The organism is Pseudomonas veronii (assembly GCF_001439695.1).
Lineage (GTDB): Bacteria > Pseudomonadota > Gammaproteobacteria > Pseudomonadales > Pseudomonadaceae > Aquipseudomonas > Aquipseudomonas veronii.
The window spans coordinates 231,894-253,803 of sequence record NZ_JYLL01000006.1 but is presented as its reverse complement, the minus strand read 5'-3'; the positions used below and the strand labels follow the sequence as shown (position 1 = coordinate 253,803).

16 protein-coding genes are annotated in these 21,910 nt (G+C 62.5%); 6 read left to right on the top strand and 10 right to left on the bottom strand.

Features of this window, described 5'->3' with window-relative positions; all coding sequences use genetic code 11:
• Positions 1-275: 275 nt before the first annotated feature.
• Positions 276-626: a DUF6124 family protein gene (locus TU80_RS10765; RefSeq protein WP_026140171.1), complete on the bottom strand. Its 351-nt coding sequence runs from the start codon at positions 624-626 to the stop codon at positions 276-278.
• Between the two features lie 129 nt (positions 627-755).
• Here TU80_RS10765 and TU80_RS10760 point away from each other — a divergent pair, with 129 nt between their 5' ends.
• Complete coding sequence (locus TU80_RS10760; RefSeq protein WP_057004451.1) at positions 756-1,391, top strand: LexA family protein; 636 nt, start codon at positions 756-758, stop codon at positions 1,389-1,391.
• On the opposite strand, the gene TU80_RS10755 is transcribed toward TU80_RS10760, so the two are convergent.
• Genes TU80_RS10755 through TU80_RS10740 form a run of 4 tightly spaced genes read right to left on the bottom strand, consistent with a single transcriptional unit; the run spans position 1,388 to position 6,914 of the window.
• On the bottom strand, positions 1,388-3,313 hold the full coding sequence (locus TU80_RS10755) for an acetyl/propionyl/methylcrotonyl-CoA carboxylase subunit alpha (protein WP_057004450.1): 1,926 nt from the start codon (positions 3,311-3,313) through the stop codon (positions 1,388-1,390). The two genes, TU80_RS10760 and TU80_RS10755, sit on opposite strands and share 4 nt — an antisense overlap.
• Positions 3,310-4,116: a gamma-carboxygeranoyl-CoA hydratase gene (locus TU80_RS10750; RefSeq protein ID WP_017848114.1), complete on the bottom strand. Its 807-nt coding sequence runs from the start codon at positions 4,114-4,116 to the stop codon at positions 3,310-3,312. The genes TU80_RS10755 and TU80_RS10750 overlap by 4 nt, the downstream gene beginning before the upstream one ends.
• 15 nt (positions 4,117-4,131) lie before the next feature.
• Positions 4,132-5,739: a carboxyl transferase domain-containing protein gene (locus tag TU80_RS10745; RefSeq protein ID WP_057004449.1), complete on the bottom strand. Its 1,608-nt coding sequence runs from the start codon at positions 5,737-5,739 to the stop codon at positions 4,132-4,134.
• A gap of 11 nt (positions 5,740-5,750) precedes the next feature.
• Positions 5,751-6,914, bottom strand: a complete 1,164-nt coding sequence (locus tag TU80_RS10740; protein ID WP_057004448.1) for an isovaleryl-CoA dehydrogenase — start codon at positions 6,912-6,914, stop codon at positions 5,751-5,753.
• Positions 6,915-7,065: 151 nt separating this feature from the next.
• Between TU80_RS10740 and TU80_RS10735 the strand changes: the two genes are divergently transcribed.
• Positions 7,066-8,748: an AMP-binding protein gene (locus TU80_RS10735; RefSeq protein WP_057004447.1), complete on the top strand. Its 1,683-nt coding sequence runs from the start codon at positions 7,066-7,068 to the stop codon at positions 8,746-8,748.
• Positions 8,749-9,349: 601 nt separating this feature from the next.
• On the opposite strand, the gene TU80_RS10730 is transcribed toward TU80_RS10735, so the two are convergent.
• From TU80_RS10730 to TU80_RS10720, 3 genes are all read right to left on the bottom strand, one after another.
• Complete coding sequence (locus TU80_RS10730) at positions 9,350-10,249, bottom strand: hydroxymethylglutaryl-CoA lyase (protein WP_057004446.1); 900 nt, start codon at positions 10,247-10,249, stop codon at positions 9,350-9,352.
• A gap of 16 nt (positions 10,250-10,265) precedes the next feature.
• The gene (locus TU80_RS10725; protein WP_017848109.1) at positions 10,266-10,661 is read right to left on the bottom strand and encodes a MerR family transcriptional regulator; all 396 of its coding nucleotides are present in this window, start codon (positions 10,659-10,661) and stop codon (positions 10,266-10,268) included.
• Positions 10,662-10,846: 185 nt separating this feature from the next.
• Positions 10,847-11,782: a LysR family transcriptional regulator gene (locus TU80_RS10720; RefSeq protein ID WP_017848108.1), complete on the bottom strand. Its 936-nt coding sequence runs from the start codon at positions 11,780-11,782 to the stop codon at positions 10,847-10,849.
• A 151-nt stretch (positions 11,783-11,933) separates the two neighbouring features.
• On the opposite strand from TU80_RS10720, the gene TU80_RS10715 reads away from it, so the two are divergent.
• A complete protein-coding gene (locus TU80_RS10715) occupies positions 11,934-13,163 on the top strand; it encodes an acyl-CoA dehydrogenase (protein WP_017848107.1) in 1,230 nt (409 codons plus the stop codon).
• A 129-nt stretch (positions 13,164-13,292) separates the two neighbouring features.
• On the opposite strand, the gene TU80_RS10710 is transcribed toward TU80_RS10715, so the two are convergent.
• Both TU80_RS10710 and xthA read right to left on the bottom strand, forming a co-directional pair.
• Positions 13,293-14,624 carry a substrate-binding domain-containing protein gene (locus TU80_RS10710; protein WP_057004445.1) on the bottom strand — a complete coding sequence of 444 codons (1,332 nt, stop codon included), beginning with the start codon at positions 14,622-14,624 and terminating at the stop codon, positions 13,293-13,295.
• Positions 14,625-14,758: 134 nt separating this feature from the next.
• Complete coding sequence (xthA, locus tag TU80_RS10705) at positions 14,759-15,571, bottom strand: exodeoxyribonuclease III (protein WP_017848105.1); 813 nt, start codon at positions 15,569-15,571, stop codon at positions 14,759-14,761.
• Positions 15,572-15,739: 168 nt separating this feature from the next.
• Between xthA and TU80_RS10700 the strand changes: the two genes are divergently transcribed.
• The 3 genes from TU80_RS10700 (at position 15,740) to TU80_RS10690 (ending at position 21,852) form a co-directional block, all read left to right on the top strand.
• Positions 15,740-16,390, top strand: a complete 651-nt coding sequence (locus tag TU80_RS10700; protein WP_017848104.1) for a GNAT family N-acetyltransferase — start codon at positions 15,740-15,742, stop codon at positions 16,388-16,390.
• 63 nt (positions 16,391-16,453) lie between these two features.
• The gene (locus tag TU80_RS10695) at positions 16,454-18,181 is read left to right on the top strand and encodes an autotransporter assembly complex protein TamA (RefSeq protein WP_017848103.1); all 1,728 of its coding nucleotides are present in this window, start codon (positions 16,454-16,456) and stop codon (positions 18,179-18,181) included.
• Positions 18,181-21,852 (top strand): translocation/assembly module TamB domain-containing protein, encoded by a 3,672-nt coding sequence (locus tag TU80_RS10690; RefSeq protein ID WP_082643828.1) that lies wholly within the window; start codon positions 18,181-18,183, stop codon positions 21,850-21,852. Before TU80_RS10695 ends, TU80_RS10690 begins: the two co-directional genes overlap by 1 nt.
• Positions 21,853-21,910: the final 58 nt, after the last annotated feature.

Genomic DNA, 21,910 nt, shown 5'->3' with positions numbered 1-21,910 from the left:
GACGATGGTCTTTTGCTATCATGCGTGCCATCAAGCAACACACAGTCTTCATTAGCCTGAAGCCAAGCCAGAAACACTGGCAAAAAAAAGACCCGGCCAAAGAGCCGGGTCAAAAACCGTGATTAGCCTGATGAGGAGATATTCCAAGAGTCCGACCTAAGGTCTCTTGGTCTATCGACTGATCTCGCGATCAGCTTGGTCCAATAATAATCATTATCATTTGCAAGTCAAATGTTTTTATCCGCGGGATAGAAATATTTTTTCTTTCGCGTGGCTCATGCACCGTCCTGGGCCTGCGGCGCCTGCAACGATCGCTCCACCATCGCCTTCGCCATATCAATCAAATACACCACTGAAAATGCCAGGTCACGCTGGTTGCCTTGATGGCTGCTCGCCGATTCGTAGGCTGTGGCAGCCGCGCTGCGCAACAGGTCCGAGGCATGCACCAGGGCTTCCTCCGGGCTGACGCCGGGCTTGATGCTGAAGAAGGCGTCGTTCGGGGCCGAGGCGCACATCTCTTCTTTCAAATAGTAATCCAGCGCACGTTGGGCGGCGCCGCTGCTGCGCATGTCGAGCAGCTCATGGGATTCGGGTTCGCAGGGCAGGCGATACGGGCTTGTCGTCATAGGGCGGTACTCGGGTTGGGTGTCGAAACGCTGATACCCGATGATAGTACGTATCGTATTTATGTCGTTTTATGGATTACTACAAACTGTTTATTGCCCTGAAAAATACGCGACGTATTGTCAGGCCCCATGGATAAATGGATCGCGTTGGTCAGGGCCAACATGAAAGACCGCAAGGTCACGCAGGATGAACTGGCCGAACGCCTGGGCATGTCCCAGGGCGGTGTCGGGCATTGGCTGAACAAGCGCCGGGTGCCAAGCCTGGCGGACATGAACCGGGTGCTGGAAGCGCTGGGGCTGGGCTCCCTGGAAGTCGCGCTGGATATTCGTCGCAAGGCCGATGCGCTGCCGGTTGGGCCACCACACTACAACTCGTACTTCCGCTACCCGGTCAGCGATTGGAAAGGCGTGTGCGAATTTCGCGAAGAGCGCCCGGCCTACGGCGCGGCGCGCTTCGAACTGACGGACTACCATGCCCAGGGCGAGGCTTACTGGCTGCCCGTGGTCGGCGACGCGATGACCGCGCCCAGTGGCCTGAGCATCGGTGCCGGGATGATGATCCTGGTGGACCCGGCCATCGACGCCGAACCCGGCAAGCTGGTGGTCGCGCAGTGGGCGCACAGCCCGCAGGCGACCTTCCGCCAGTTGCGCGAAGAGAGCGGCCAACTGTACCTGGTGCCGCTCAATCCGACTTACCCCAAGCGCCTGTTCAGCGACGATTGCCGCATCCTCGGCGTCGTCGTGCAGGCCACGGCGAAGTTCTAGTCCGCGGGTTCAAGCTCGACCAGCGCGCAACCTTCGGCAACCATTTCGCCTTCCTGGCAGAACAGTGCCTTGACCACGCCGGCCTGGGGCGCGCGGATGCTGTGTTCCATCTTCATCGCCTCCAGCACCACCAACTGCGTGCCGGCTTCGACGGTCTGGCCGACATCCACCAGCACCCGCACGATGCTGCCGTTCATCGGCGCGGTGAGGCCGCCTTGGTGGGATTGGTTGGCTTCGACTGCCGCAATCGGATCGAACAGGCTGACGGCATGCATGTCGCCCTCCCAGCGCAGGAACAGCGTGCCTGCGCTACGCACGGCCAGATGGGCACGGCGCACGCCCTGATGGTCGATCAGCAGCTGTTCGCCTTGCAGTCGCGGCGTGTGTTGCGCCAACGTCACCAGGCGATCCTGGCCGTTGCAGCTCAAGTGCAGTGAGACTTCGGCGGGCAGCCCTGCGCGAAAGCCGCGAGTGTCTGCCCACGGCCCGTCGCCGGCCGGCAGGCTCTGCATGAAGGCCGAACCCGCGGCCTGCCAGAATTCGTCGCTCAACGCTCCGGGCAGCGGCAGCAGTTCGTCCTGATAGCGCGGAATAAAGCCGGTATCCAGCTCGGCGGCGGCAAACGCCGGATGGGCGATGATGCGTCGCACAAAGCCCAGGTTGGTCTTGAGTCCGCCGACGGCGAACTCGTCGAGCATGCTCAACAGCCGCAGCCGCGCTTGTTCGCGGTCCTCGCCCCAGGCAATCAGCTTGCCGAGCATCGGGTCGTAGAAGGGCGAAACGCTGTCGCCTTGCTCGACGCCGCTGTCCACGCGGCGGCCCGGGCCGGGTGCGGATTCGCGGTACAGCGTCAGGTGGCCGGTCGCGGGGAGGAAATCATTGGCCGGGTCTTCGGCATACAAGCGTACCTCGATCGCATGGCCGATCAACGGCACCTGCGCCTGGGTGATCGGCAGCGCTTCGCCCTGGGCCACGCGAATCTGCCAGGCCACCAGGTCGAGGCCGGTAATCGCCTCGGTCACCGGGTGCTCCACTTGCAGCCGCGTGTTCATCTCCATAAAGAAAAACTCGCCACGGGCATCCAGCAAAAACTCCACCGTGCCCGCGCCCACATAACCGATGGCCTGGGCCGCACGCACCGCGGCTTCACCCATCGCCCGGCGCTGGTCGCCGCTCAAGCCGGGCGCCGGGGCTTCCTCGACGACTTTTTGGTGGCGCCGCTGGATCGAACAATCGCGCTCGTTGAGGTACAGGCAGTGCCCCTGCTGATCGGCAAATACCTGGATCTCCACATGGCGTGGCTTGAGCAAGTACTTCTCCACCAGCATCTGCGCGTTGCCGAAGGACGACAGCGCCTCACGTTGGGCGGAAGCCAGGGCTTCGGCCAGTTGACTGACGTCCTCGACCACTTTCATGCCCTTGCCGCCGCCACCGGCCGTGGCCTTGAGCAGCACCGGGTAGCCGATGCGCGCGCAGGCGGCGTGGAAGGTGTCCAGGTCCTGCGCTTCGCCGTGGTAGCCCGGCACCAGCGGCACGCCGGCGGTTTCCATCAGTGACTTGGCGGCGGATTTGCTGCCCATGGCGTCGATTGCCGAGGCGGGCGGGCCGAGGAAGATCAACCCGGCCGCCTCGACGGCGCGGGCAAAACCGGCGTTTTCGGAAAGGAAGCCGTAGCCCGGATGAATCGCCTGGGCGCCGCTGGCCTGGGCGGCGGCGATCAGTTTGTCGATTTGCAGGTAACTGTCGGTCGCTTTGCTGCCGCCCAGGTCGACGCGGATATCGGCTTCGCGGCTATGGCGCGCATCGCGATCGGTGGCGCTATGGACCGCCACGGTGGTCAACCCCATCGCCTTGGCGGTACGCATCACGCGGCAGGCAATTTCGCCACGGTTGGCCACCAGTACGGTGGTCAGTGTGCTCATGAGCGTGGCTCCTGCGACTGCCAACTGGGCGGGCGTTTTTGCAGGAATGCGCGTAAACCTTCCTGGCCTTCGGCGCTGACGCGGATCCGGGCGATGGCATTTTCGCAATAGCGCCGCAGCGCCGGGGTGAGGGCGCCGTTACCGACTTCGCGCAGCAGATCCTTGCTTGCACGCATCGCTGCCGGGCTGTTTTGCAGGAGGTTGGCAATCCAGTGGTCGACCTGTTGATCCAGGGTTTCGGCCGGATAGCTTTCCGCCAGCAGGCCGATGTCGCGCGCGCGTTCGCCGCCAAAGCGTTCGGCCGTGAGCGCATAACGACGCGCCGCGCGTTCCCCGATGGCTTGCACCACAAACGGGCTGATCACCGCAGGCGCCAAACCGATGCGTACTTCCGACAGGCAGAACTGCGCGTCATCGGCCCCGATCGCCATGTCGCAGCAACTGATCAGGCCCAGCGCGCCACCGTAGGCTGCGCCTTGCACCACCGCCAGCGTCGGGATTTTCAGCTTGGCCAGGTTGTACATCAGCTCCGCCAGTTCGCGCGCGTCGTCGAGGTTGGTGGCGTAATCCAGTTCGGCCGACTGTTGCATCCAGGCCAGGTCGGCGCCGGCGCTGAAGTGTTTGCCGCGCCCGCGCAGGACCAGAAAGCGTAGCGACGCATTGCCCTGCACCTGGTCGAGGGCGATGATCAGTTCGCGGATCATCTCGGCGTTGAAGGCGTTGTGCTTGGCTTCGCGACTGAGCCACAGCGTGGCGAAACCACGGCTGTCGGTGATCAGTTCGAGGGTGTTGAAATCGTTCATGGGGTACAGCTCCATTTACATGCGGAACACGCCGAAGCGGCTCGGCTCGATGGGGGCGTTCAGTGCGGCAGACAGGGCCAGGGCCAGCACGTCGCGGGTCTGCAACGGGTCGATGACGCCGTCATCCCACAGGCGGGCGCTGGAGTAATACGGGTGGCCCTGGGTTTCGTACTGGTCGAGGATCGGCTGTTTGATCGCCGCTTCCTCTTGCGCGCTGAAGCCGTTGCCGGCGCGTTCGGCCTGCTCGCGCTTGACCTGCACCAGCACGCCGGCCGCCTGTTCGGCGCCCATCACGCCGATGCGCGCGTTGGGCCACATCCACAAAAAACGCGGGTCGTAGGCGCGGCCGCACATACCGTAGTTACCCGCGCCAAAACTGCCGCCGATGATCACGGTGAATTTCGGCACCTTGGCGCAGGCCACCGCCGTGACCAGCTTGGCGCCGTGCTTGGCGATACCGCCGGCCTCGTACTTCTGGCCGACCATAAAACCGGTGATGTTTTGCAGGAACAGCAACGGAATCCCGCGCTGACACGCAAGCTCGATGAAGTGCGCGCCTTTTTGCGCGGCTTCGGCGAACAGAATCCCGTTGTTGGCCAGGATCGCTATCGGGTAGCCGTGCAAGTGTGCAAAGCCGCAGACCAGGGTGGTGCCGAACAGCGCCTTGAACTCATCGAACACCGAGCCGTCCACCAGTCGCGCAATCACTTCGCGCACATCGAACGGCTGCTTGGCATCGGCCGGGATCACGCCGTACAACTCTTCGCCGCTGTACAGCGGCGCCACTGGCGTGCGTTGCAGCAACTGGCCTTGTTTGCGCCAGTTGAGGTTGGCCACGCTGCGCCGGGCCAGGGCCAGGGCGTGTTCATCGCTGTCGGCATAGTGGTCGGCCACGCCGGAGATCTTGCAGTGTACGTCGGCACCGCCGAGGTCTTCGGCGCTGACCACTTCGCCGGTGGCGGCCTTCACCAGCGGCGGGCCGGCGAGGAAGATGGTGGCTTGCTGGCGCACCATGATTGCTTCGTCCGCCATCGCTGGCACATAGGCGCCGCCGGCGGTACATGAGCCCATCACCACCGCAATCTGCGGGATGCCCTGGGCGCTCATGTTGGCCTGGTTGAAGAAGATCCGCCCGAAGTGCTCGCGGTCGGGGAAGACCTCATCCTGGCGCGGCAGGTTGGCGCCGCCGGAATCCACCAGGTAGATGCATGGCAGGCGGTTCTGTTCGGCGATGGTCTGCGCGCGCAGGTGTTTCTTGACCGTCAGCGGGTAGTAGGAGCCGCCTTTCACCGTGGCGTCGTTGGCGACGATCATGCATTCGACGCCTTCCACGCGGCCGATCCCGACAATCACCCCGGCGGCCGGCACGTCTTCGCCATACACCTGATGAGCGGCCAGTTGGCTGAGTTCCAGGAACGGCGAGCCCGGGTCGAGCAAGCGGTTGATCCGCTCGCGTGGCAGCAGTTTGCCGCGCGAGGTGTGGCGCTCCTGGGCCTTGGCGCCGCCGCCTTGCTGCACCTGGGCGAGCAGGGTGTGCAGGGCGTCGACCTGTTGGCGCATCGCCGCGCTGTTGGCGGCGAACTCCGCCGAGCGCGGGTTGAGCAGGGTGTGCAAGGTGGCCATGGCGCGCTCCTTCAGCGGGTTTCGTTGAAGAGTTCGCGACCGATCAACATGCGCCGGATCTCACTGGTGCCGGCGCCGATTTCGTACAGCTTGGCGTCGCGCAGCAGGCGTCCGGCGGGGAATTCATTGATGTAGCCATTGCCGCCCAGGATCTGGATCGCGTCGAGGGCCATTTGCGTGGCGCGTTCGGCGCTGTAGAGGATCACCCCGGCCGCGTCCTTGCGCGTGGTTTCGCCGCGCTCGCAGGCCTGGGCCACCGCGTACAGGTAGGCGCGGCTGGCGTTGAGTTGGGTGTACATGTCGGCGACCTTGCCCTGGATCAGCTGGAATTCGCCGATGCTCTGGCCGAACTGCTTGCGGTCGTGGATGTACGGCACGATCAGGTCCATGCAGGCTTGCATGATCCCGGTGGGGCCGCCGGACAGTACGACGCGTTCGTAGTCCAGGCCGCTCATCAGCACTTTGACGCCGCCGTTGAGCACGCCGAGGATGTTGTCCTCCGGCACTTCCACGTCATCGAAGAACAGCTCGCAGGTGTTGGAGCCGCGCATGCCGAGCTTGTCGAACTTGTTGCTGCGGCTGAAGCCTTTCCAGTCGCGCTCGACGATGAACGCCGTGATGCCGTGGGCGCCTTTGTCCAGGTCGGTCTTGGCGTAGATCACGTAGGTGCTGGCGTCGGGGCCGTTGGTGATCCAGGTCTTGCTGCCGTTGAGCACGTAGTGGTCGCCGCGCTTGTCGGCGCGCAGTTTCATCGAGACCACGTCGGAGCCGGCATTCGGCTCGCTCATGGCCAGGGCGCCGACGTGTTCGCCGCTGATCAGCTTCGGCAGGTACTTGAGTTTCTGTTCATGGCTGCCGTTGCGGTTGATCTGGTTCACGCAGAGGTTGGAGTGGGCGCCGTAGGACAACGCCACCGACGCCGAACCACGGCTGATCTCTTCCATGGCCACCACATGGGCCAGGTAGCCCAGGCCGGCACCGCCGTATTCTTCGGCCACGGTAATGCCCAGCAGGCCCATGTCACCGAACTTGCGCCACAGGTCGGCGGGGAACAGGTTGTCGATGTCGATTTGTGCCGCGCGCGGAGAAATCTCCTTGGCCACGAAGGACTGCACTTGGTCGCGCAGCATGTCGATGGTTTCGCCGAGGGCGAAGTTCAGGGAGGGGTAACTCATGGACAGGCACCTTTATTGAGCTTTGTTGTTGTGGGGTGACGGCACCGGGGGAGGGGATGCTCACCTTTACGTTAACGTAAGCTTGCGTTGCGGCGCTGTCAATCGTAGTTTACGTTTACGTCAACCTACAAAAAAGACAACAGGGGTCGTTATGGATCAACCGAATCAGAGCTACAGCCGTGGCTCTCAGGACAAGACCTTGTTGGCCATGACGATCGGTCAGGCCTTCGATCACACGGTTGCGCAGTCTCCCGATGGGGAAGCCTTGGTGGTGCGTCACCAGCAACGCCGCTACACCTGGCGGCAACTGGCCGAGACCGTCGACCTGCACGCCCGCGCGCTGCTGGCGTTGGGCCTGCAGCGCGGCGATCGCCTGGGCATCTGGGCGCCGAACTGCGCCGAGTGGTGCATCAGCCAGTTGGCCAGCGCCAAGCTCGGGGTGATCCTGGTCAATATCAATCCGGCCTATCGCAGTACTGAGCTGGAATACGTGCTCAAGCAATCCGGCTGCCAATGGCTGGTGTGTGCCGGTTCGTTCAAGACCTCCGATTACCACGCGATGTTGCAGGAACTGCTGCCCGAGCTGGCGGAGCAACCCGTCGGCCGCTTGAACTGCGAAAAACTGGCGGACCTGCGCGGCGTGATCAGCCTTGCGCCGCGCCCGCCCACGGGCTTTTTGCCCTGGTCGCAACTGGCGGCCCTTGGTGCGGGCATCCCGCCTGAGCGATTGATCGCGCGCCAAGCCAGCCTGCACTTCGACCAGGCCGTCAATATCCAGTACACCTCCGGCACCACCGGCTTCCCCAAGGGCGCCACCCTCAGTCATCTCAATATCCTCAACAACGGCTACATGGTCGGCGAAAGCCTGGGCTTGACCGCGCAGGACCGCCTGGTGATCCCCGTGCCGCTGTATCACTGTTTCGGCATGGTGATGGGCAACCTGGGCTGCATCACCCACGGCACCACCATGATTTACCCGAACGACGGCTTCGACCCGCTGCTGACCCTGGCCGCCGTCGCCGAAGAACGCGCCAGCGCCCTGTACGGCGTGCCGACTATGTTTATCGCCATGCTCGACCATCCGCAACGCGGCGAGTTCGACCTGTCCAGCCTGCGCACCGGGATCATGGCCGGTGCCACCTGCCCGATCGAAGTGATGCGCCGGGTCATCGGCGAAATGCACATGAGCGAAGTGCAGATTGCCTACGGCATGACCGAAACCAGCCCGGTGTCCCTGCAGACCGGCCCCGATGACGACCTGGAGCGCCGCGTCACCACGGTCGGCCGCACCCAGCCGCAATTGGAAAGCAAGATCGTCGACCTCGCCGGTCACACCGTCGCGCGTGGCGAGATCGGTGAGCTGTGTACCCGTGGCTACAGCGTGATGCTCGGTTACTGGAACAACCCCGACGGCACCCGCGACGCAATCGACGACGCCGGCTGGATGCATACCGGTGACCTGGCGACCATGGACGAGCACGGCTACGTGTGCATCGTCGGGCGCAACAAGGACATGATCATTCGCGGTGGCGAGAACGTGTACCCGCGCGAGCTGGAAGAGTTTTTCTTCACGCACCCGGCGGTGGCCGATGTGCAGGTCATTGGTATTCCGGATGAGCGTTATGGCGAAGAGATTGTTGCCTGGGTCAAGTGTCACCCCGGGCATGTGGCCAACGCGCTGGAGTTGCACACGTGGTGCAAGGGGCGTATCGCGCACTTCAAGACGCCCAAGCATTTCAAGTTCGTGGATGAATTCCCGATGACGGTCACCGGCAAGATCCAGAAATTCCGCATGCGCGAGATCTCGATCGAAGAGCTGCGAACGCAGTCTTAGTCGTTTCGCTGAAAACTTGTGGGGGTAGGGAGCAAGCCCCTCCCACAGTTTAAATTGCGTAATCCCAAACAGCACAAAGGGGACCCGAAGGTCCCCTTTAATTTGTTGTTACGTGCTCTTTTTTATTATTGAGGGGCGGTCTATTGTTGTTTTTGGCAACCGTTACCCTTTACCGCTGTTTTTGGCGACCCCATCCAGGGTCAAGAGCAAACGTATTTTTTTGAGCGCTGATCTGCTTCTTCGTACACGATCCAACCAGTGGGTAGCTACCTGAGGTAGTTTTATTTTTCTCTATCCGGTTGCGGGTTTCGGCATGCCGTACCCTGCGAAGCACATCTTCTCCAAAAAAATCTGTTAGCTGCGTCTCTGCCGTGTTGTTTTTGTTATGTCAGAGTCGTTTCGTCTTATTTTTATTAGGTTTGGCGCTTTTTATTCTTGTTATGCCATAGAGATAGCAGAAGCCGTGCCAACTTTTAAAAATCGTTTAAAATCAATGAGTTGAGTTTTTTGTGGGAAATGCCCTACGGTAAACACGGGAAAATATGTTCCCGTGTTACTCGTCCGGCCGGCCTGCGGTAACACATTGTCACGGCTAAGTTACTCAACTGGCGTTACGCGCCCTGGCAACGCGCGAGCCGCTGGGCCGGCCGAGTACGTCGCTGATCTGCCGGCCCGCGAGAATCAAGCGCTCCAGGTCGATGCCGGTCTCGATCCCGAGGCCGTTGAGCAGGTACACCACATCTTCGGTGGCGACGTTACCGCTGGCGCCCTTGGCGTATGGGCAACCGCCGAGGCCGGCGATAGAGCTGTCGAACACGTTGATCCCTTCCAGCAGGCTGGCGTAGACGTTGGCGACGGCCTGCCCATAGGTGTCATGGAAGTGCCCCGCCAACTTGTCCCGTGGCACGTGCGCGCCCACCACCTCGAACAGCCGGCGCGTGGCTCCCGCAGTGCCGGTGCCGATGGTGTCGCCCAGGGACACTTCATAGCAGCCCATGGCAAACAGCTCGCGGGCCACCGCCGCCACTTGTTCCGGGGCGACCGCGCCTTCGTAAGGGCAACCCAGCACGCAGGACACATAGCCGCGCACACTGACACCCTGCTGTTTGGCGGCCGCCATGATCGGCACGAATCGCTCCAGGCTTTCGCTGATCGAGCAGTTGATGTTGCGCTGCGAAAACGCCTCGGACGCCGCAGCAAACACCGCGACCTCCTTGACCCCGGCGGCCAGCGCATCTTCAAAGCCGCGCAGGTTCGGCGCCAGCGCGCCGTAGGTCACGCCGGGCTGGCGCTGGATCTGCGCAAAGACTTCGGCGGAACCGGCCATCTGCGGCACCCATTTGGGCGAAACAAAACTGCCGACTTCGATGTAGCTCAGGCCCGCGGCGCTGAGGGCATCCACCAACTGCACCTTGTCGGCCACGCTGATGGGTTGGGCTTCATTCTGCAAACCGTCGCGCGGGCCGACTTCGACCAGGCGCACGTGGGAGGGGAGGGACATGGCAACTACCTTATGATCAATGGCCAGCCTGGCCTTGGATGGTTTCGGCCAGGGCCTGGGTGCAGCGCTCTTCGGCGGTGTCCAGTTCCAGCTTCATTTGTTCGATGTCCAGTAACTGCTGTTCCAACTGTTCGCGACGCTCGGCGATTTTCACCAGCATGCTGTTGAGTTGGACATGGTTGCCGCTGGTGGGGTCGTAGAGTTCGATCAGTTCACGGCATTCGGCCAGGGAAAAACCGATGCGCTTGCCGCGCAGGATCAGCTTGAGGCTGACCTTGTCCCGCGCCGAGTAGATGCGTTCCTGGCCCCGGCGTTCCGGGGCCAGCAGGCCTTGTTCCTCATAGAAGCGAATGGCGCGGGTGGTGATGTCGAGCTCGCGGGCGAGGTCGGAAATGCTGTAGGTCGTGCTCATGAAGGCGCTCAAGAAAGTCTTGGCGCTAAGCTAATGTCAGGTTGACGTAAACGTCAAGGTCGATCATCAATCCCTGTAGGAGCGAGCTTGCTCGCGAAAAACGTCAACGAGAACGCGGTAGCCCTGATACCCAAAGGCGCCCTCGGGTTTTTCGCGAGCAAGCTCGCTCCTACACGGCGACAGGTTCAGGCTTGCAGCTTGTCGAGTTTCTTCTCGTGCGCCGTGACCTGCTGGCACAACTCGATCATTTGCTCGCGCATCCAGCGGTTGGCGGGGTCCTGGTCGGTGCTCTCGTGCCAGTACAGGTGGGTTTCCACCGGCGGCACGTCGTTGACCGGCAGGTTGAACCAGTGCAGTTCATGGCGGCGGGCGAAGCGCTCGGGCACGGTCATCACCATGTCGGTCTGTTGCAACACTTGCGAGGCCATCAGGTAATGCTGGGAGCGCAGGGCGATCTTGCGCTGGATGCCCATCTTGCCCAGGGCCAGGTCGACATGGCCCAGGCCGTTGCGGCGGCTGGAGATATGGATATGGGTCAGCGACAGGTAATCGTCCAGGGTGAACTTGTCCTTGCCCGCCATCGGGTGGCCCTTGCGCATGGCGCACACGTAGCGGTCTTCCATCAGCTTGACGTGGCGCACCTGCGGGTCGGTGTTGAGCGGTGCGTCGACGGCAAAATCCAGGCGCCCGGCGGCCAGTTCCTTGGTGGTCTCACGGCGTTTGGACAGGAAACTCTCGATCACCACCGTCGGCGCCAGGCGACGCAAGCGCTGGAACAGCAGTGGCAGGATCACCGCTTCGGTCAAGTCGGTCATGCTGATGCGGTAGGTCTTGGCCGCCTGTTGCGGGTTGAAAATCCGGCTTTCCTGCACCGACACGCGCAGCAATGACAGTGCGTTGCGCACCGGGCCGATGATGTTCTGCGCCATCGGCGTGGGCACCATGCCTTGGGCGGTCCGCACGAACAGCGGGTCGTTGAAGGTCTCGCGCAGGCGTGCCAGAGCGTTGGACACCGCCGGTTGGGTGATGCCGACAATCTGCCCGGCACGGGTCAGGTTGGCTTCGGTGTAGATCGCGTCAAAGACGATAAACAGGTTGAGGTCGACCTTGCTCAGATTCATTTCGTTGCGCTCTTATTGTTAGGTGGCCATGCCCCGATCATATATCGGTGATGAATGTTAATACACGCCGAGAATAGGCTAGGTAAATTATCAACGCTGTTCTAGCATCGATTGCATGACCTAAACAACCTCTCAAAGAAGGGAGCTGCTCATGGATTTCGCCTATTCGCCCAAGGTTCAGGAACTGCGTGAACGCGTCACTGCGTTCATGGACGCTTACGTTTACCCGGCCGAACCGGTGTTCGAACGCCAGGTCAGCGAAGGCGACCGCTGGCAGCCCACCGCGATCATGGAGGAGCTCAAAGCCAAGGCGAAAGCCGAAGGCCTGTGGAACCTGTTCCTGCCCGAATCCGAACTGGGCGCTGGCCTGACCAACCTTGAATACGCGCCGCTGGCGGAAATCATGGGCCGTTCGCTGCTGGGCCCGGAGCCGTTCAACTGCTCCGCCCCGGACACCGGCAACATGGAAGTGCTGGTGCGCTACGCCAACGCCGAACAGAAACAGCGCTGGCTCGAACCGCTGTTGCGCGGCGAGATCCGCTCGGCCTTCGCCATGACCGAGCCCGACGTGGCCTCCTCGGACGCGACCAACATGGCCGCCCGCGCCGAGCGCCAGGGCGACGAGTGGGTGATCAACGGCAAGAAATGGTGGACTTCCGGCGCCTGCGACCCGCGTTGCAAGATCCTGATTTTCATGGGCCTGAGCAATCCCGATGCGCCGCGCCACCAGCAGCACTCGATGATCCTGGTGCCGGTGGACGCCCCTGGCGTGAAAATCGTGCGCCCGCTGCCGGTGTTCGGTTACGACGATGCGCCCCACGGCCACGCCGAAGTGCTGTTCGACAACGTGCGCGTGCCGTATGAAAACGTCCTGCTGGGTGAAGGCCGCGGCTTTGAAATTGCCCAGGGGCGTCTTGGCCCGGGCCGCATTCACCACTGCATGCGCTCCATCGGCATGGCCGAGCGTGCGTTGGAACTGATGTGCAAACGCGCCATCAGCCGCACCGCGTTCGGCAAACCGTTGGCGCGCCTGGGCGGCAATATCGACAAGATCGCCGACTCGCGCATGGAAATCGACATGGCACGCCTGCTGACCCTGAAAGCCGCCTACATGATGGACACCGTGGGTAACAAAGTGGCGAAAAGCGAAATCGCCCAGATCAAGGTGGTGGCGCCGAACGTGGCGTTGAAGGTGATCGACCGCGCGATCCAGATCCATGGCGGCGCTGGCGTCTCCAACGACTTCCCGTTGGCCTACATGTACGCCATGCAACGCACCCTGCGCCTGGCCGATGGCCCGGACGAAGTCCACCGTGCGGCGATCGGCAAGTTCGAGATCGGCAAGTATGTGCCTAAAGAGTTGATGCGCGGCGGGCAGTAACACCGCGTCGCCTGCCGTCGCGGGCAAGCCCCCTCCCACACTAGACCGCGTTCTCATGCACAACTCGGTCAACTGTGGGAGGGGGCTTGCCCGCGACGAGGCCCGTGCGAACAACACAAAACACAAACCTCAGTACACCCAAACCTCCACCCGCCGATTCTTGATCCGGCCCTCATCCGCGGTATTCGCCGCCACCGGCATCTGCGCGCCGAACCCGCGGATATCGCGGAGCACCACGCCGCTCTTGACCAATTCCCGACGCACCGCCATCGCCCGCAGCTTGGACAACAGCGCCGCGCGTTCGGGGTCATTCTTGATATCGCCAAACCCTACCAGTGTCACCTGCTTGTCGAGCTTGCCGTGGCCTTTTATATACGCCACCACGCGCTGCACATCCTGGCGCGCCTTGTTGTCCAGGCTCGCGCTGCCTTCTTCGAAGCGGAAATTCACCGTCAGGCGCTGGGCCTCGCGGGCAATTGCCTGATAGTCCTCGGGCATGGACGGGCGCGGCTCCACGCTTATCGCCTGGACCCGCTGCGCGATAAACCCGTTGGCCGCCACGATCGCCTGGCCCTTGCTGCTCTGGGTGAAGTCCACCAGCGCCTTGGCCCACGGATTGTGCGTGGTCGGCGGTAGGTAAAAGAACAGGCGGCGCGACAGCGGGTAGTCCTCGGTGGCTATCAGGCTGTTCAGCGGCAGCATCGGTTGCGAGTCACCGTCGACGATCGCCACCGCTTTGGCCTGGCGCACATAGGGCAGGCCGATGAAACCGATGCCTTGCGGGTCCTGGCTCACCGCGTCCGACAGTTGCTCGCTGGCCTCGAACCGCTTGGCCGACGCGGCGAGGGGCTTGCCGCGACGGCTCAGGACCAGGTCCTTGAAGGTGTCATAGGTGCCCGACCGATCATCCCGCGCATATAAATGAATCGCCCCGCCGATGCCGCCGAGTGCTTCCCAGGTGCTGATCTCACCGTTGAAGATTTGCGCCAGTTGCTCGGTGTTCAGCGTATTCAGCGGGTTGCGCGGGTTGAGGATGATGGCCAGGCCGTCGATGGCGATCACCTGTTCGGCCTCGGGGCTTTTCAGGTCGCCCAGGGGTTCGAGGTCCACCAGTTCGCTGTCTTTGATCGGGCGGGAGGCGGCGGCGAGGTCGGCGCTGGCTTTGTGCAGCGCGGCAAAACCGGTGCTGGAACCATGGGCGTCGACCTCGATGGTCAGCGTCTTGCCCTGGCGGGTCTTGCCGATCACGCGCTGTTCATTGGCGCCTTCGGCGGGTTCAGCGTGGACCCCTTGCAGCCCCTGCTGCTCCATCAACCCCTTGACCAGCGCCGGGCCGAGCGCCGCGCCGATCGTGTTGGAGCCCTGGATGCGCAAGGCGGGGCCCTGATCGGGGATGGGCAGCGGCGCGCTAACGGCACTCAGGGGAAAAAGGGTCAGCAGTAACAGAACGCGCAGGATCATGCCGGCACCGTCTCAAGGCAAAGGGAGTGCCGCGAGATTAAGTCAGTTGGGTTTCAGTAATATGACTGTCACTCAACCGTAAAAATGTGAGAGCGGGCTTGCTCCCACATTGTTTAAGCGTGCCGTCCGTGAAGTCAGCTCAATTCCAGCCAGATCGGTGCATGGTCCGAGGGTTTTTCCAGGCCGCGCAGTTCGTAGTCCACCCCAGCATCCTTGACCCTGGGCAGCAAGCCGTTGGACGCCAGGATCACATCGATACGCAGGCCACGCTTGGGTTCATCTTCAAACCCGCGACTGCGGTAGTCGAACCAGCTGAAGCGGTCGGTCACGTTGGGGTTGAGGTGGCGGAAGCTGTCCACCAGGCCCCAGTTCTTCAGGCGGGCCATCCACTCGCGCTCTTCCGGCAGGAAGCTGCACTTGCCGGTTTTCAGCCAGCGCTTGGCATTGTCGGGGCCAATGCCGATGTCGCAGTCTTCCGGGGAAATATTCACATCGCCCATTACCACCAGCGCCTGGTCGTTGCTGAACTGGCTTTCCAGCAACTGTTGCAGGTCTGCGTAGAAGCGCTGCTTGGCCGGGAACTTGGTGGGGTGGTCGCGGCTTTCGCCTTGGGGGAAATAGCCGTTCATGATGGTGATCGGGTTGCCTTGTGCATCGGCGAAGGTGCCCCAGATAAAGCGACGCTGGGCGTCTTCTTCATCGCTGGCAAAGCCTTTGTGTACGCTCAGCGCTTCCTGGCGCGAGAGCAGGGCCACGCCGTAGTGGCCTTTCTGGCCGTGGTAGTACACGTGATACCCCAGGGCCTGCACTTCGGCCAGCGGGAACTGGTCGTCGTGGACCTTGGTTTCCTGCAGGCCGATCACATCGGGTTGATGCTTTTCAATCAGCGCCGCCAACTGATGCGGGCGAGCCCGTAGCCCGTTGATATTGAAAGAGACGATTTTCATGGTCGGCTGTCCAGTCTGGCAAAAGGGCGATGCTAGCCGACAAGTCGGACGGGGGCCAGCGTGGCGGTAGGACGGATGCGCTGCTAATGTCTGGGAACGACTCGCGCTGCGTAAGTTCGTACCCATAAGAACGCCGTCTTTTGAATGGCGCCCAGGGAGATTCACTGTATGTCTGACACTTCAACTGCGATTGCCGAAATCCGCCTGCTCAATAGCGACTATTCCAGCGAAGCGCGCTCCCTGCTGTACCAGGCTTATCGCCATGAGCCGACGTTCGCCTACATCTTCGAAGCTGAGCGGCCGGGGTATGAGCAGCGGGTCCGTGCCACCGTGCGCGAGTTGGTCAAACAGCATTTCTTCCAGAAGCTTCCCGCCATCGGCCTGTTCGTCGACGACCGACTGATCGGCGTTGCGTTGATCGCGCCACCCCAGCGGCGCCTGGGCATCACCGAGAGCTGGGCGTGGCAATTGCGCATGTGGTTGAGCACCGGTGTGCGGGGGACGCGGCGTTACCTGGATTATCACCAGGCGGTGCTGGCGTGCCTGCCCAGCGATTCGGTGCATGTGTTGCCGTTGCTGGGTATTCACCCGCAATTCCAGGGCAAGCACTTCGGTGAGCAACTGCTCGGCGCGGTACACAACTGGTGCGCCGAGGACCCGCATTCGTCCGGTGTGGTGCTCGATACCGGCAACTCGCGTTACCTGGAGTTCTACAAGCGTCAGGGTTATGAGGAAATCGGCGAAGTTGCTGTAGGACCGATCCTGGAGCATGTGTTTTTTCATGCCAATCCACAGCCGTTACAGGCTGTAACGACTTGAGTCAGGATTTTCAGATAAATCTGAGTTCAAAGAGTCTCTCCAGCTCGTGTAGCATCCGCGCCTATGAAGTTTCCAGGAAGATTCACCAGCGGCTTGATTCTGCTGTTCACAAGCTGCGGCGCTTTGGCGCAAAGCGAACTGGACGTGCGAGTCAAACCCTCAAACGACGCGTTGAAAGCCAACATCGAAGGCTACATCGGCGGGGTAGGCGATCGCGATGAAGAAGCGTTGCTGCGCTTCAGCCGTGGCGCCGAGGAGCAGGCGCGCAAAGCGGCCCAGGCCTTGGGCTTCTATCAGCCGCAGATCAGCAGTGATGTGCAGGGCGGCAAGAACCCGCGCCTGACCCTGACCATCGAGCCCGGCGAACCGGTGCATTTGCGCGACGTGACCATTCGGGTCGACGGCCCGGCCGCCGCCCTCAAAGCCTTTCGTGTGCCTGCCAGCCGCGACCTTGAATCCGGTGCCGTGCTCAACCACGGCCATTACGAAGACGCCAAGCGTCTGATCCAGAACCAGGCCTCGCGCTACGGCTTTTTCAATGGGCGCTTTACCCGCCAGACCCTGTCGGTCGACCCCAAGGCGGGCGTCGCCGATATTGAACTGGTGTATGACAGCGGCCCGCGCTACACCTTGGGCAAGGTCAATTTTGCTGGCGATACGCCGTTCGATGAAGAACTGTTGCAACGCATGGTGCCGTTCAAAAACGGCGCGCCCTACGATTCCGAACTGATTGCCGAGTTGAACCAGAACCTGCAAGCCAGCGGCTTTTTCGAGGGCGTGCGGGTGGACGCCGCGCCGGCTGCGTCGGCCAACGATGTGATCCCGGTCGCGGTGCAACTGGAAACCCGCAAGCCACGCACCATGGGCCTGGGCCTCGGCTTTTCCACCGACGTCGGCCCGCGCGGCAAAGCCAACTGGACGCGCCATTGGGTTAATCCGCAGGGCCACAGTTATGGCTGGGAAGCCGAATTGTCGGCGCCACGGCAGAACGTCGGCCTGTGGTACGACATCCCGCTCGACCCACCGCTTACCGACAAACTGCGTTTTGCCGGCGGCTACCAGAATGAAGAACTGGCCAACACCGACACCCTGAGTAAATTGCTCACCCTCGGCCCGGAATGGCACAGCAAGTTGCCCAGCGGCTGGACCCGGGTGGTCTCCCTCAAGTGGCAGCGTGAAGAATATCGCCTGGGCGATGACTCGGGCCTGAGCAACCTGTTGATGCCGGGGCTCAGCTATTCCTATTTGCGCAGCGACAACCGCATCGATCCCCACCACGGCTATCGCCTGCAATTCGACACCAAGCTGGCCAAGGAAGGCTTCGGCTCCGACACCAACCTGCTTTACGGCACGGCCATGGTCAAAGGCCTGACCACCGTGTGGGACAAGCACCGTTTCCTCGCGCGGGCGCAGATCGGCGGCAGCGCCACCAACGGCTACAAGTCGGTGCCGCCGTCGCTGCGTTTCTTTGCCGGTGGCGACCAGAGCGTGCGTGGTTACGAGTACCAGACCCTGTCGCCGGAGAACGACCGTGGCGACCGCATCGGTGGCCGCTACATGGTGGCCTTGAGCGCCGAGTATCAATATTCCATCGCCGAAAAATGGCGGATCGCGACCTTTATCGACCAGGGCAACTCCTTCAACACCCTGGAAATGCCAAGCCTGAAAACCGGCGTGGGCGTCGGCCTGCGCTGGGTGTCGCCCGTCGGGCCGATTCGCCTTGACCTGGCCCATGCCCTGGAAGACCCGGGCGGTATCCGTTTGCACTTTTCCATGGGGCCTGAGCTGTGATGCGTGGTTTGAAAATAGCCGGGCTGGCTGCCGTTGCCCTCCTGGCCATGGTGTTGCTGGCGCTGTGGACCGTACTCGGAACCCAGGCGGGCAGCCGTTGGGCGTTGGGCCAGGTGCCGGGCTTGAGCGTGGATAATTTCCAGGGCCGTTTGGGCGGCCAATGGAGTGCCGAGCATCTGCTGTGGCAGCAGGGCAGTGACCGTGTCGAGCTCAACGCGCCGACGTTCGACTGGTCGCCGGCCTGCCTGCTGCGCCTGACGCTGTGCATTGACCGGTTGGCGGTGGATCAAGTCAGCCTGCAATTTGCGCCGAGCACGGAGCCGAGCAGCGGGCCGATCCAGCTGCCGGCGCTGAAGTTGCCGGTTGCGCTCCAGTTGGGCGACGTTCGCGTCGGCAGCCTGCTGTTTAACGGCAGTGAGGAACTCAAGGGTATGCAACTGGCGGCGCATTGGACCGCCGCGGGCCTGCAGATCGATTCCGTGCATCTGCAACGCGATGATCTGGTGCTGGACCTGTCCGGGCTACTCCAACCCAGCGGCGACTGGCCGTTGACCGCCAGCGGCAACCTGAGTCTGCCTTACGCCCCCGGCGGCGCGCCGTGGACGGTGGCGTTCAGGGCCGATGGCGACCTGCTCAAGACCCTCAAGCTCGACGCCGACAGCAGCGGCTACCTGCCGGCCAAGCTCAGCGGCGAGTTGCAACCGCTGGTGGAAAACCTGCCGGCACAGCTGCACATCACCGCCGACGCCTTCAAACCCAGCGCCGATTTGCCTGACACCCTGCAACTCAATCAACTTGACCTCACCGCCAAAGGCGACCTGGACAGCGGTTACCAATTGCTCGGCAAAGCCGTACTGCCCGCAGAAAAGGGCCCGGTGGACTTACTGCTGCAAGGTAAGGTCGATGCCAAGGGCGCGCAGATCGCCGGCCTGGATCTGAGCGCCGGTGACAAGCAAAGCCTGAAACTCACGGCACAGCTGGACTGGCAGCAGGGCTTTCAAGCCGATGCGAAAATCGATTGGCTGGACTTCCCCTGGCATCGCCTCTACCCCTTGATTGACGAGCCGCAAGTCACCTTGCGCACCTTCAATGGTGAAATTTCCTATAAAGACGGCAACTACCTCGGCAACCTCAAGGCCGATCTCGATGGCCCCGCGGGCAAATTCAACGTGGTCACGCCGTTCAGTGGCGACCTCAAACAAGTGTTCCTGCCCGAGCTGAAACTGACCGCCGGCCAAGGCAAGGCCGAAGGCCACCTCAACCTGCAGTTTGCCGATGGCATCGCCTGGGACACGGCGCTCGACCTGTCGGCGCTGAACCCGGCGTATTGGGTCGCGGAGTTGCCGGGCACGCTGGCCGGACCGCTGCGCAGCAAAGGCGAGTTCAAGAACCAGCAGCTCAAACTGAGCGCCGACCTCGGCCTCAAGGGCCGTCTGCGCGGGCAGCCCGCCGTATTGGCCGCCAAGGCCGAAGGCGCGGGTGAGCAATGGACCCTGGCCAACCTGGATATCCGCCTGGGCGACAACCGCATCAACGGCAGCGGCAGCCTGCAACAACGCCTGGCCGGGCAGATCGATATCAAACTGACGCGGCTGGCCCAGCTGTGGCCGCAGTTACGCGGGCAGGTCAATGGCCGACTCGATGTGGCCGGTAGCCTCAAAGCGCCTCAAGGCAAACTCGACCTCAAGGGCCAGCAACTGGCGTTTGCCGACAATCGCCTGCAAAGCCTGAGCCTCGACGCCACGCTCGATAACGCCCAGCGCGCAAAGATCGACCTCAAGGGCAGCGGCATCCAAAGCGGCGACACCCAAGTCGGCACCCTGACAGCCAGCGCCCAGGGCGATGTCAGGCAACAGAAGGTCCAGTTGGATCTGGCCGGCCCACTGGTCAAGCTGGCCCTGGCCCTGGATGGCAACCTCGACCAAGGCAACTGGCGCGGACGCCTGGCCAGCGGTGACGTGCAGGCCGGCGGCCAGGACTGGAAGCTGCAGGCCCCGGCGAAAATCGAGCGCCTGGCCGATGGCAGGCTGACCTTCGCCGCCCACTGCTGGGTCGCGGGCCGGGCCAGCCTGTGTGCTGAAGATCAGCGCCTGATGCCTGAACCGAAGCTGCGTTACCACCTCAAGCAATTCCCCATCGATAGCCTGGCGGCCTGGTTGCCCAAGGACTTCGCCTGGCAGGGCACGCTCAACGCCGACGTACAGCTCGACCTGCCGGCCAGCGGCCCCAAAGGCGTGATCGCAGTGGATGCCAGTGGCGGCACGTTGCGCGTCAAGGACAAGCACCAGTGGCTGGATTTCCCCTACGACACGCTGCAATTGGACGCCACCCTCAACCCCAAGCGCATCGACACCCAGCTCAACTTCCAGGGCGGCAAGCTCGGTGAGTTGCGGTTGCAGGCACAGATCAACCCGCTGGCGAAAAACAAGCCGATCACCGGTACTTTCAGCCTCACCGGTCTGGACCTCACCGTGGCGCGGCCGTTTGTGCCGATGGTGGAAAAACTCAACGGCAAGCTCAACGGCAATGGCCGCATCTCCGGTGGCCTGCTGGCGCCGCTGGTCAACGGCAGCATGAACCTGGTGGGCGGCGAGATTTCCGGGGCGGAACTGCCCATCAGCCTCGAAGGCTTGAACGTACAGGCGCTGATTGCCGGCGAAAGCGTGCAACTCGATGGCAGCTGGCACAGCGGCAAGGCCGGGCAGGGCAGCCTCAAGGGCCACATCGACTGGGGCCGCGCCCTGGCGGTCGACCTCAGCCTGCAAGGCGCGCACTTGCCGGTCACCGTTGAACCTTACGCAGTGCTGGAAGTCGCGCCCGACCTGAAGATCAGCCTGAAGAACGACAAGCTCGCGATCGTCGGCAAGGTGCAGATCCCGCGGGGTGACATCACCGTGCGCGAACTGCCGCCGTCGACGGTCAAGGTCTCCGATGACACGGTGATCGTCGGCAGCCAGACTGAAGAGGGCAAGCCGCCGATGGCGATGGCGATGGATATCGACGTGGCGGTGGGTGAAGACCAGCTCAACTTCTCGGGCTTCGGCCTCACCGCCAAGGTGCAGGGGCATGTGCATATCGGCGACAACCTGGACACCCGCGGCGAGCTGTGGCTCAACGACGGCCGCTACCGTGCCTACGGCCAGAAGCTGGATGTGCGCCGTGCGCGTTTGCTGTTCGCCGGGCCGCTCGACCAGCCTTATCTGGATATCGAAGCGATCCGCAAGACCGGCGATGTCGTCGCCGGTATCCGCCTGAGCGGCAGCGCCGAACAGCCCACTACGCAGATCTTCTCCGAGCCGGCCATGAGCCAGGAGCAGGCGCTGTCCTACCTGGTGCTCGGCCGCCCGCTGAGCACCACCGGTGAAGACAACAATATGCTCGCCCAAGCCGCCCTGGGCCTGGGCTTGATGGGCAGTGCCGGCGTGACCTCGGACATTGCCAAGGACCTCGGCATCCAGGATTTCGAGCTCGACACCCAAGGCAGCGGCACCAACACCGCCGTGGTCGCCAGCGGCAAGATCTCGGAGAAGCTCAGCCTGCGTTATGGGGTCGGGGTGTTCGAACCGGCCAGCACCATTGCCTTGCGTTACCTGTTGAGCAAGAAGGTGTACCTGGAAGTGGCCAGTGGGGTGGCCAGTTCGTTGGATATTTTCTACAAGCGCGATTTCTAGCGCCGGACTCGGTAAAAAAGTGGGAGCGGGTGCCTGCACTCGCATATACCAAGCAAGC

Coding starts and splice junctions, on each gene's coding strand:
- TU80_RS10745 (WP_057004449.1), bottom strand. CDS start 5,739: ATGGCCACCTTGCACACCCTGCTCAACCCGCGCTCGGCGGAGTTCGCC.
- TU80_RS10735 (WP_057004447.1), top strand. CDS start 7,066: ATGGATCAACCGAATCAGAGCTACAGCCGTGGCTCTCAGGACAAGACC.
- TU80_RS10690 (WP_082643828.1), top strand. CDS start 18,181: ATGCGTGGTTTGAAAATAGCCGGGCTGGCTGCCGTTGCCCTCCTGGCC.
- TU80_RS10755 (WP_057004450.1), bottom strand. CDS start 3,313: ATGAGCACACTGACCACCGTACTGGTGGCCAACCGTGGCGAAATTGCC.
- xthA (WP_017848105.1), bottom strand. CDS start 15,571: ATGAAAATCGTCTCTTTCAATATCAACGGGCTACGGGCTCGCCCGCAT.
- TU80_RS10750 (WP_017848114.1), bottom strand. CDS start 4,116: ATGAACGATTTCAACACCCTCGAACTGATCACCGACAGCCGTGGTTTC.
- TU80_RS10720 (WP_017848108.1), bottom strand. CDS start 11,782: ATGAATCTGAGCAAGGTCGACCTCAACCTGTTTATCGTCTTTGACGCG.
- TU80_RS10695 (WP_017848103.1), top strand. CDS start 16,454: ATGAAGTTTCCAGGAAGATTCACCAGCGGCTTGATTCTGCTGTTCACA.
- TU80_RS10760 (WP_057004451.1), top strand. CDS start 756: ATGGATAAATGGATCGCGTTGGTCAGGGCCAACATGAAAGACCGCAAG.
- TU80_RS10730 (WP_057004446.1), bottom strand. CDS start 10,249: ATGTCCCTCCCCTCCCACGTGCGCCTGGTCGAAGTCGGCCCGCGCGAC.
- TU80_RS10740 (WP_057004448.1), bottom strand. CDS start 6,914: ATGAGTTACCCCTCCCTGAACTTCGCCCTCGGCGAAACCATCGACATG.
- TU80_RS10765 (WP_026140171.1), bottom strand. CDS start 626: ATGACGACAAGCCCGTATCGCCTGCCCTGCGAACCCGAATCCCATGAG.
- TU80_RS10710 (WP_057004445.1), bottom strand. CDS start 14,624: ATGATCCTGCGCGTTCTGTTACTGCTGACCCTTTTTCCCCTGAGTGCC.
- TU80_RS10715 (WP_017848107.1), top strand. CDS start 11,934: ATGGATTTCGCCTATTCGCCCAAGGTTCAGGAACTGCGTGAACGCGTC.
- TU80_RS10700 (WP_017848104.1), top strand. CDS start 15,740: ATGTCTGACACTTCAACTGCGATTGCCGAAATCCGCCTGCTCAATAGC.
- TU80_RS10725 (WP_017848109.1), bottom strand. CDS start 10,661: ATGAGCACGACCTACAGCATTTCCGACCTCGCCCGCGAGCTCGACATC.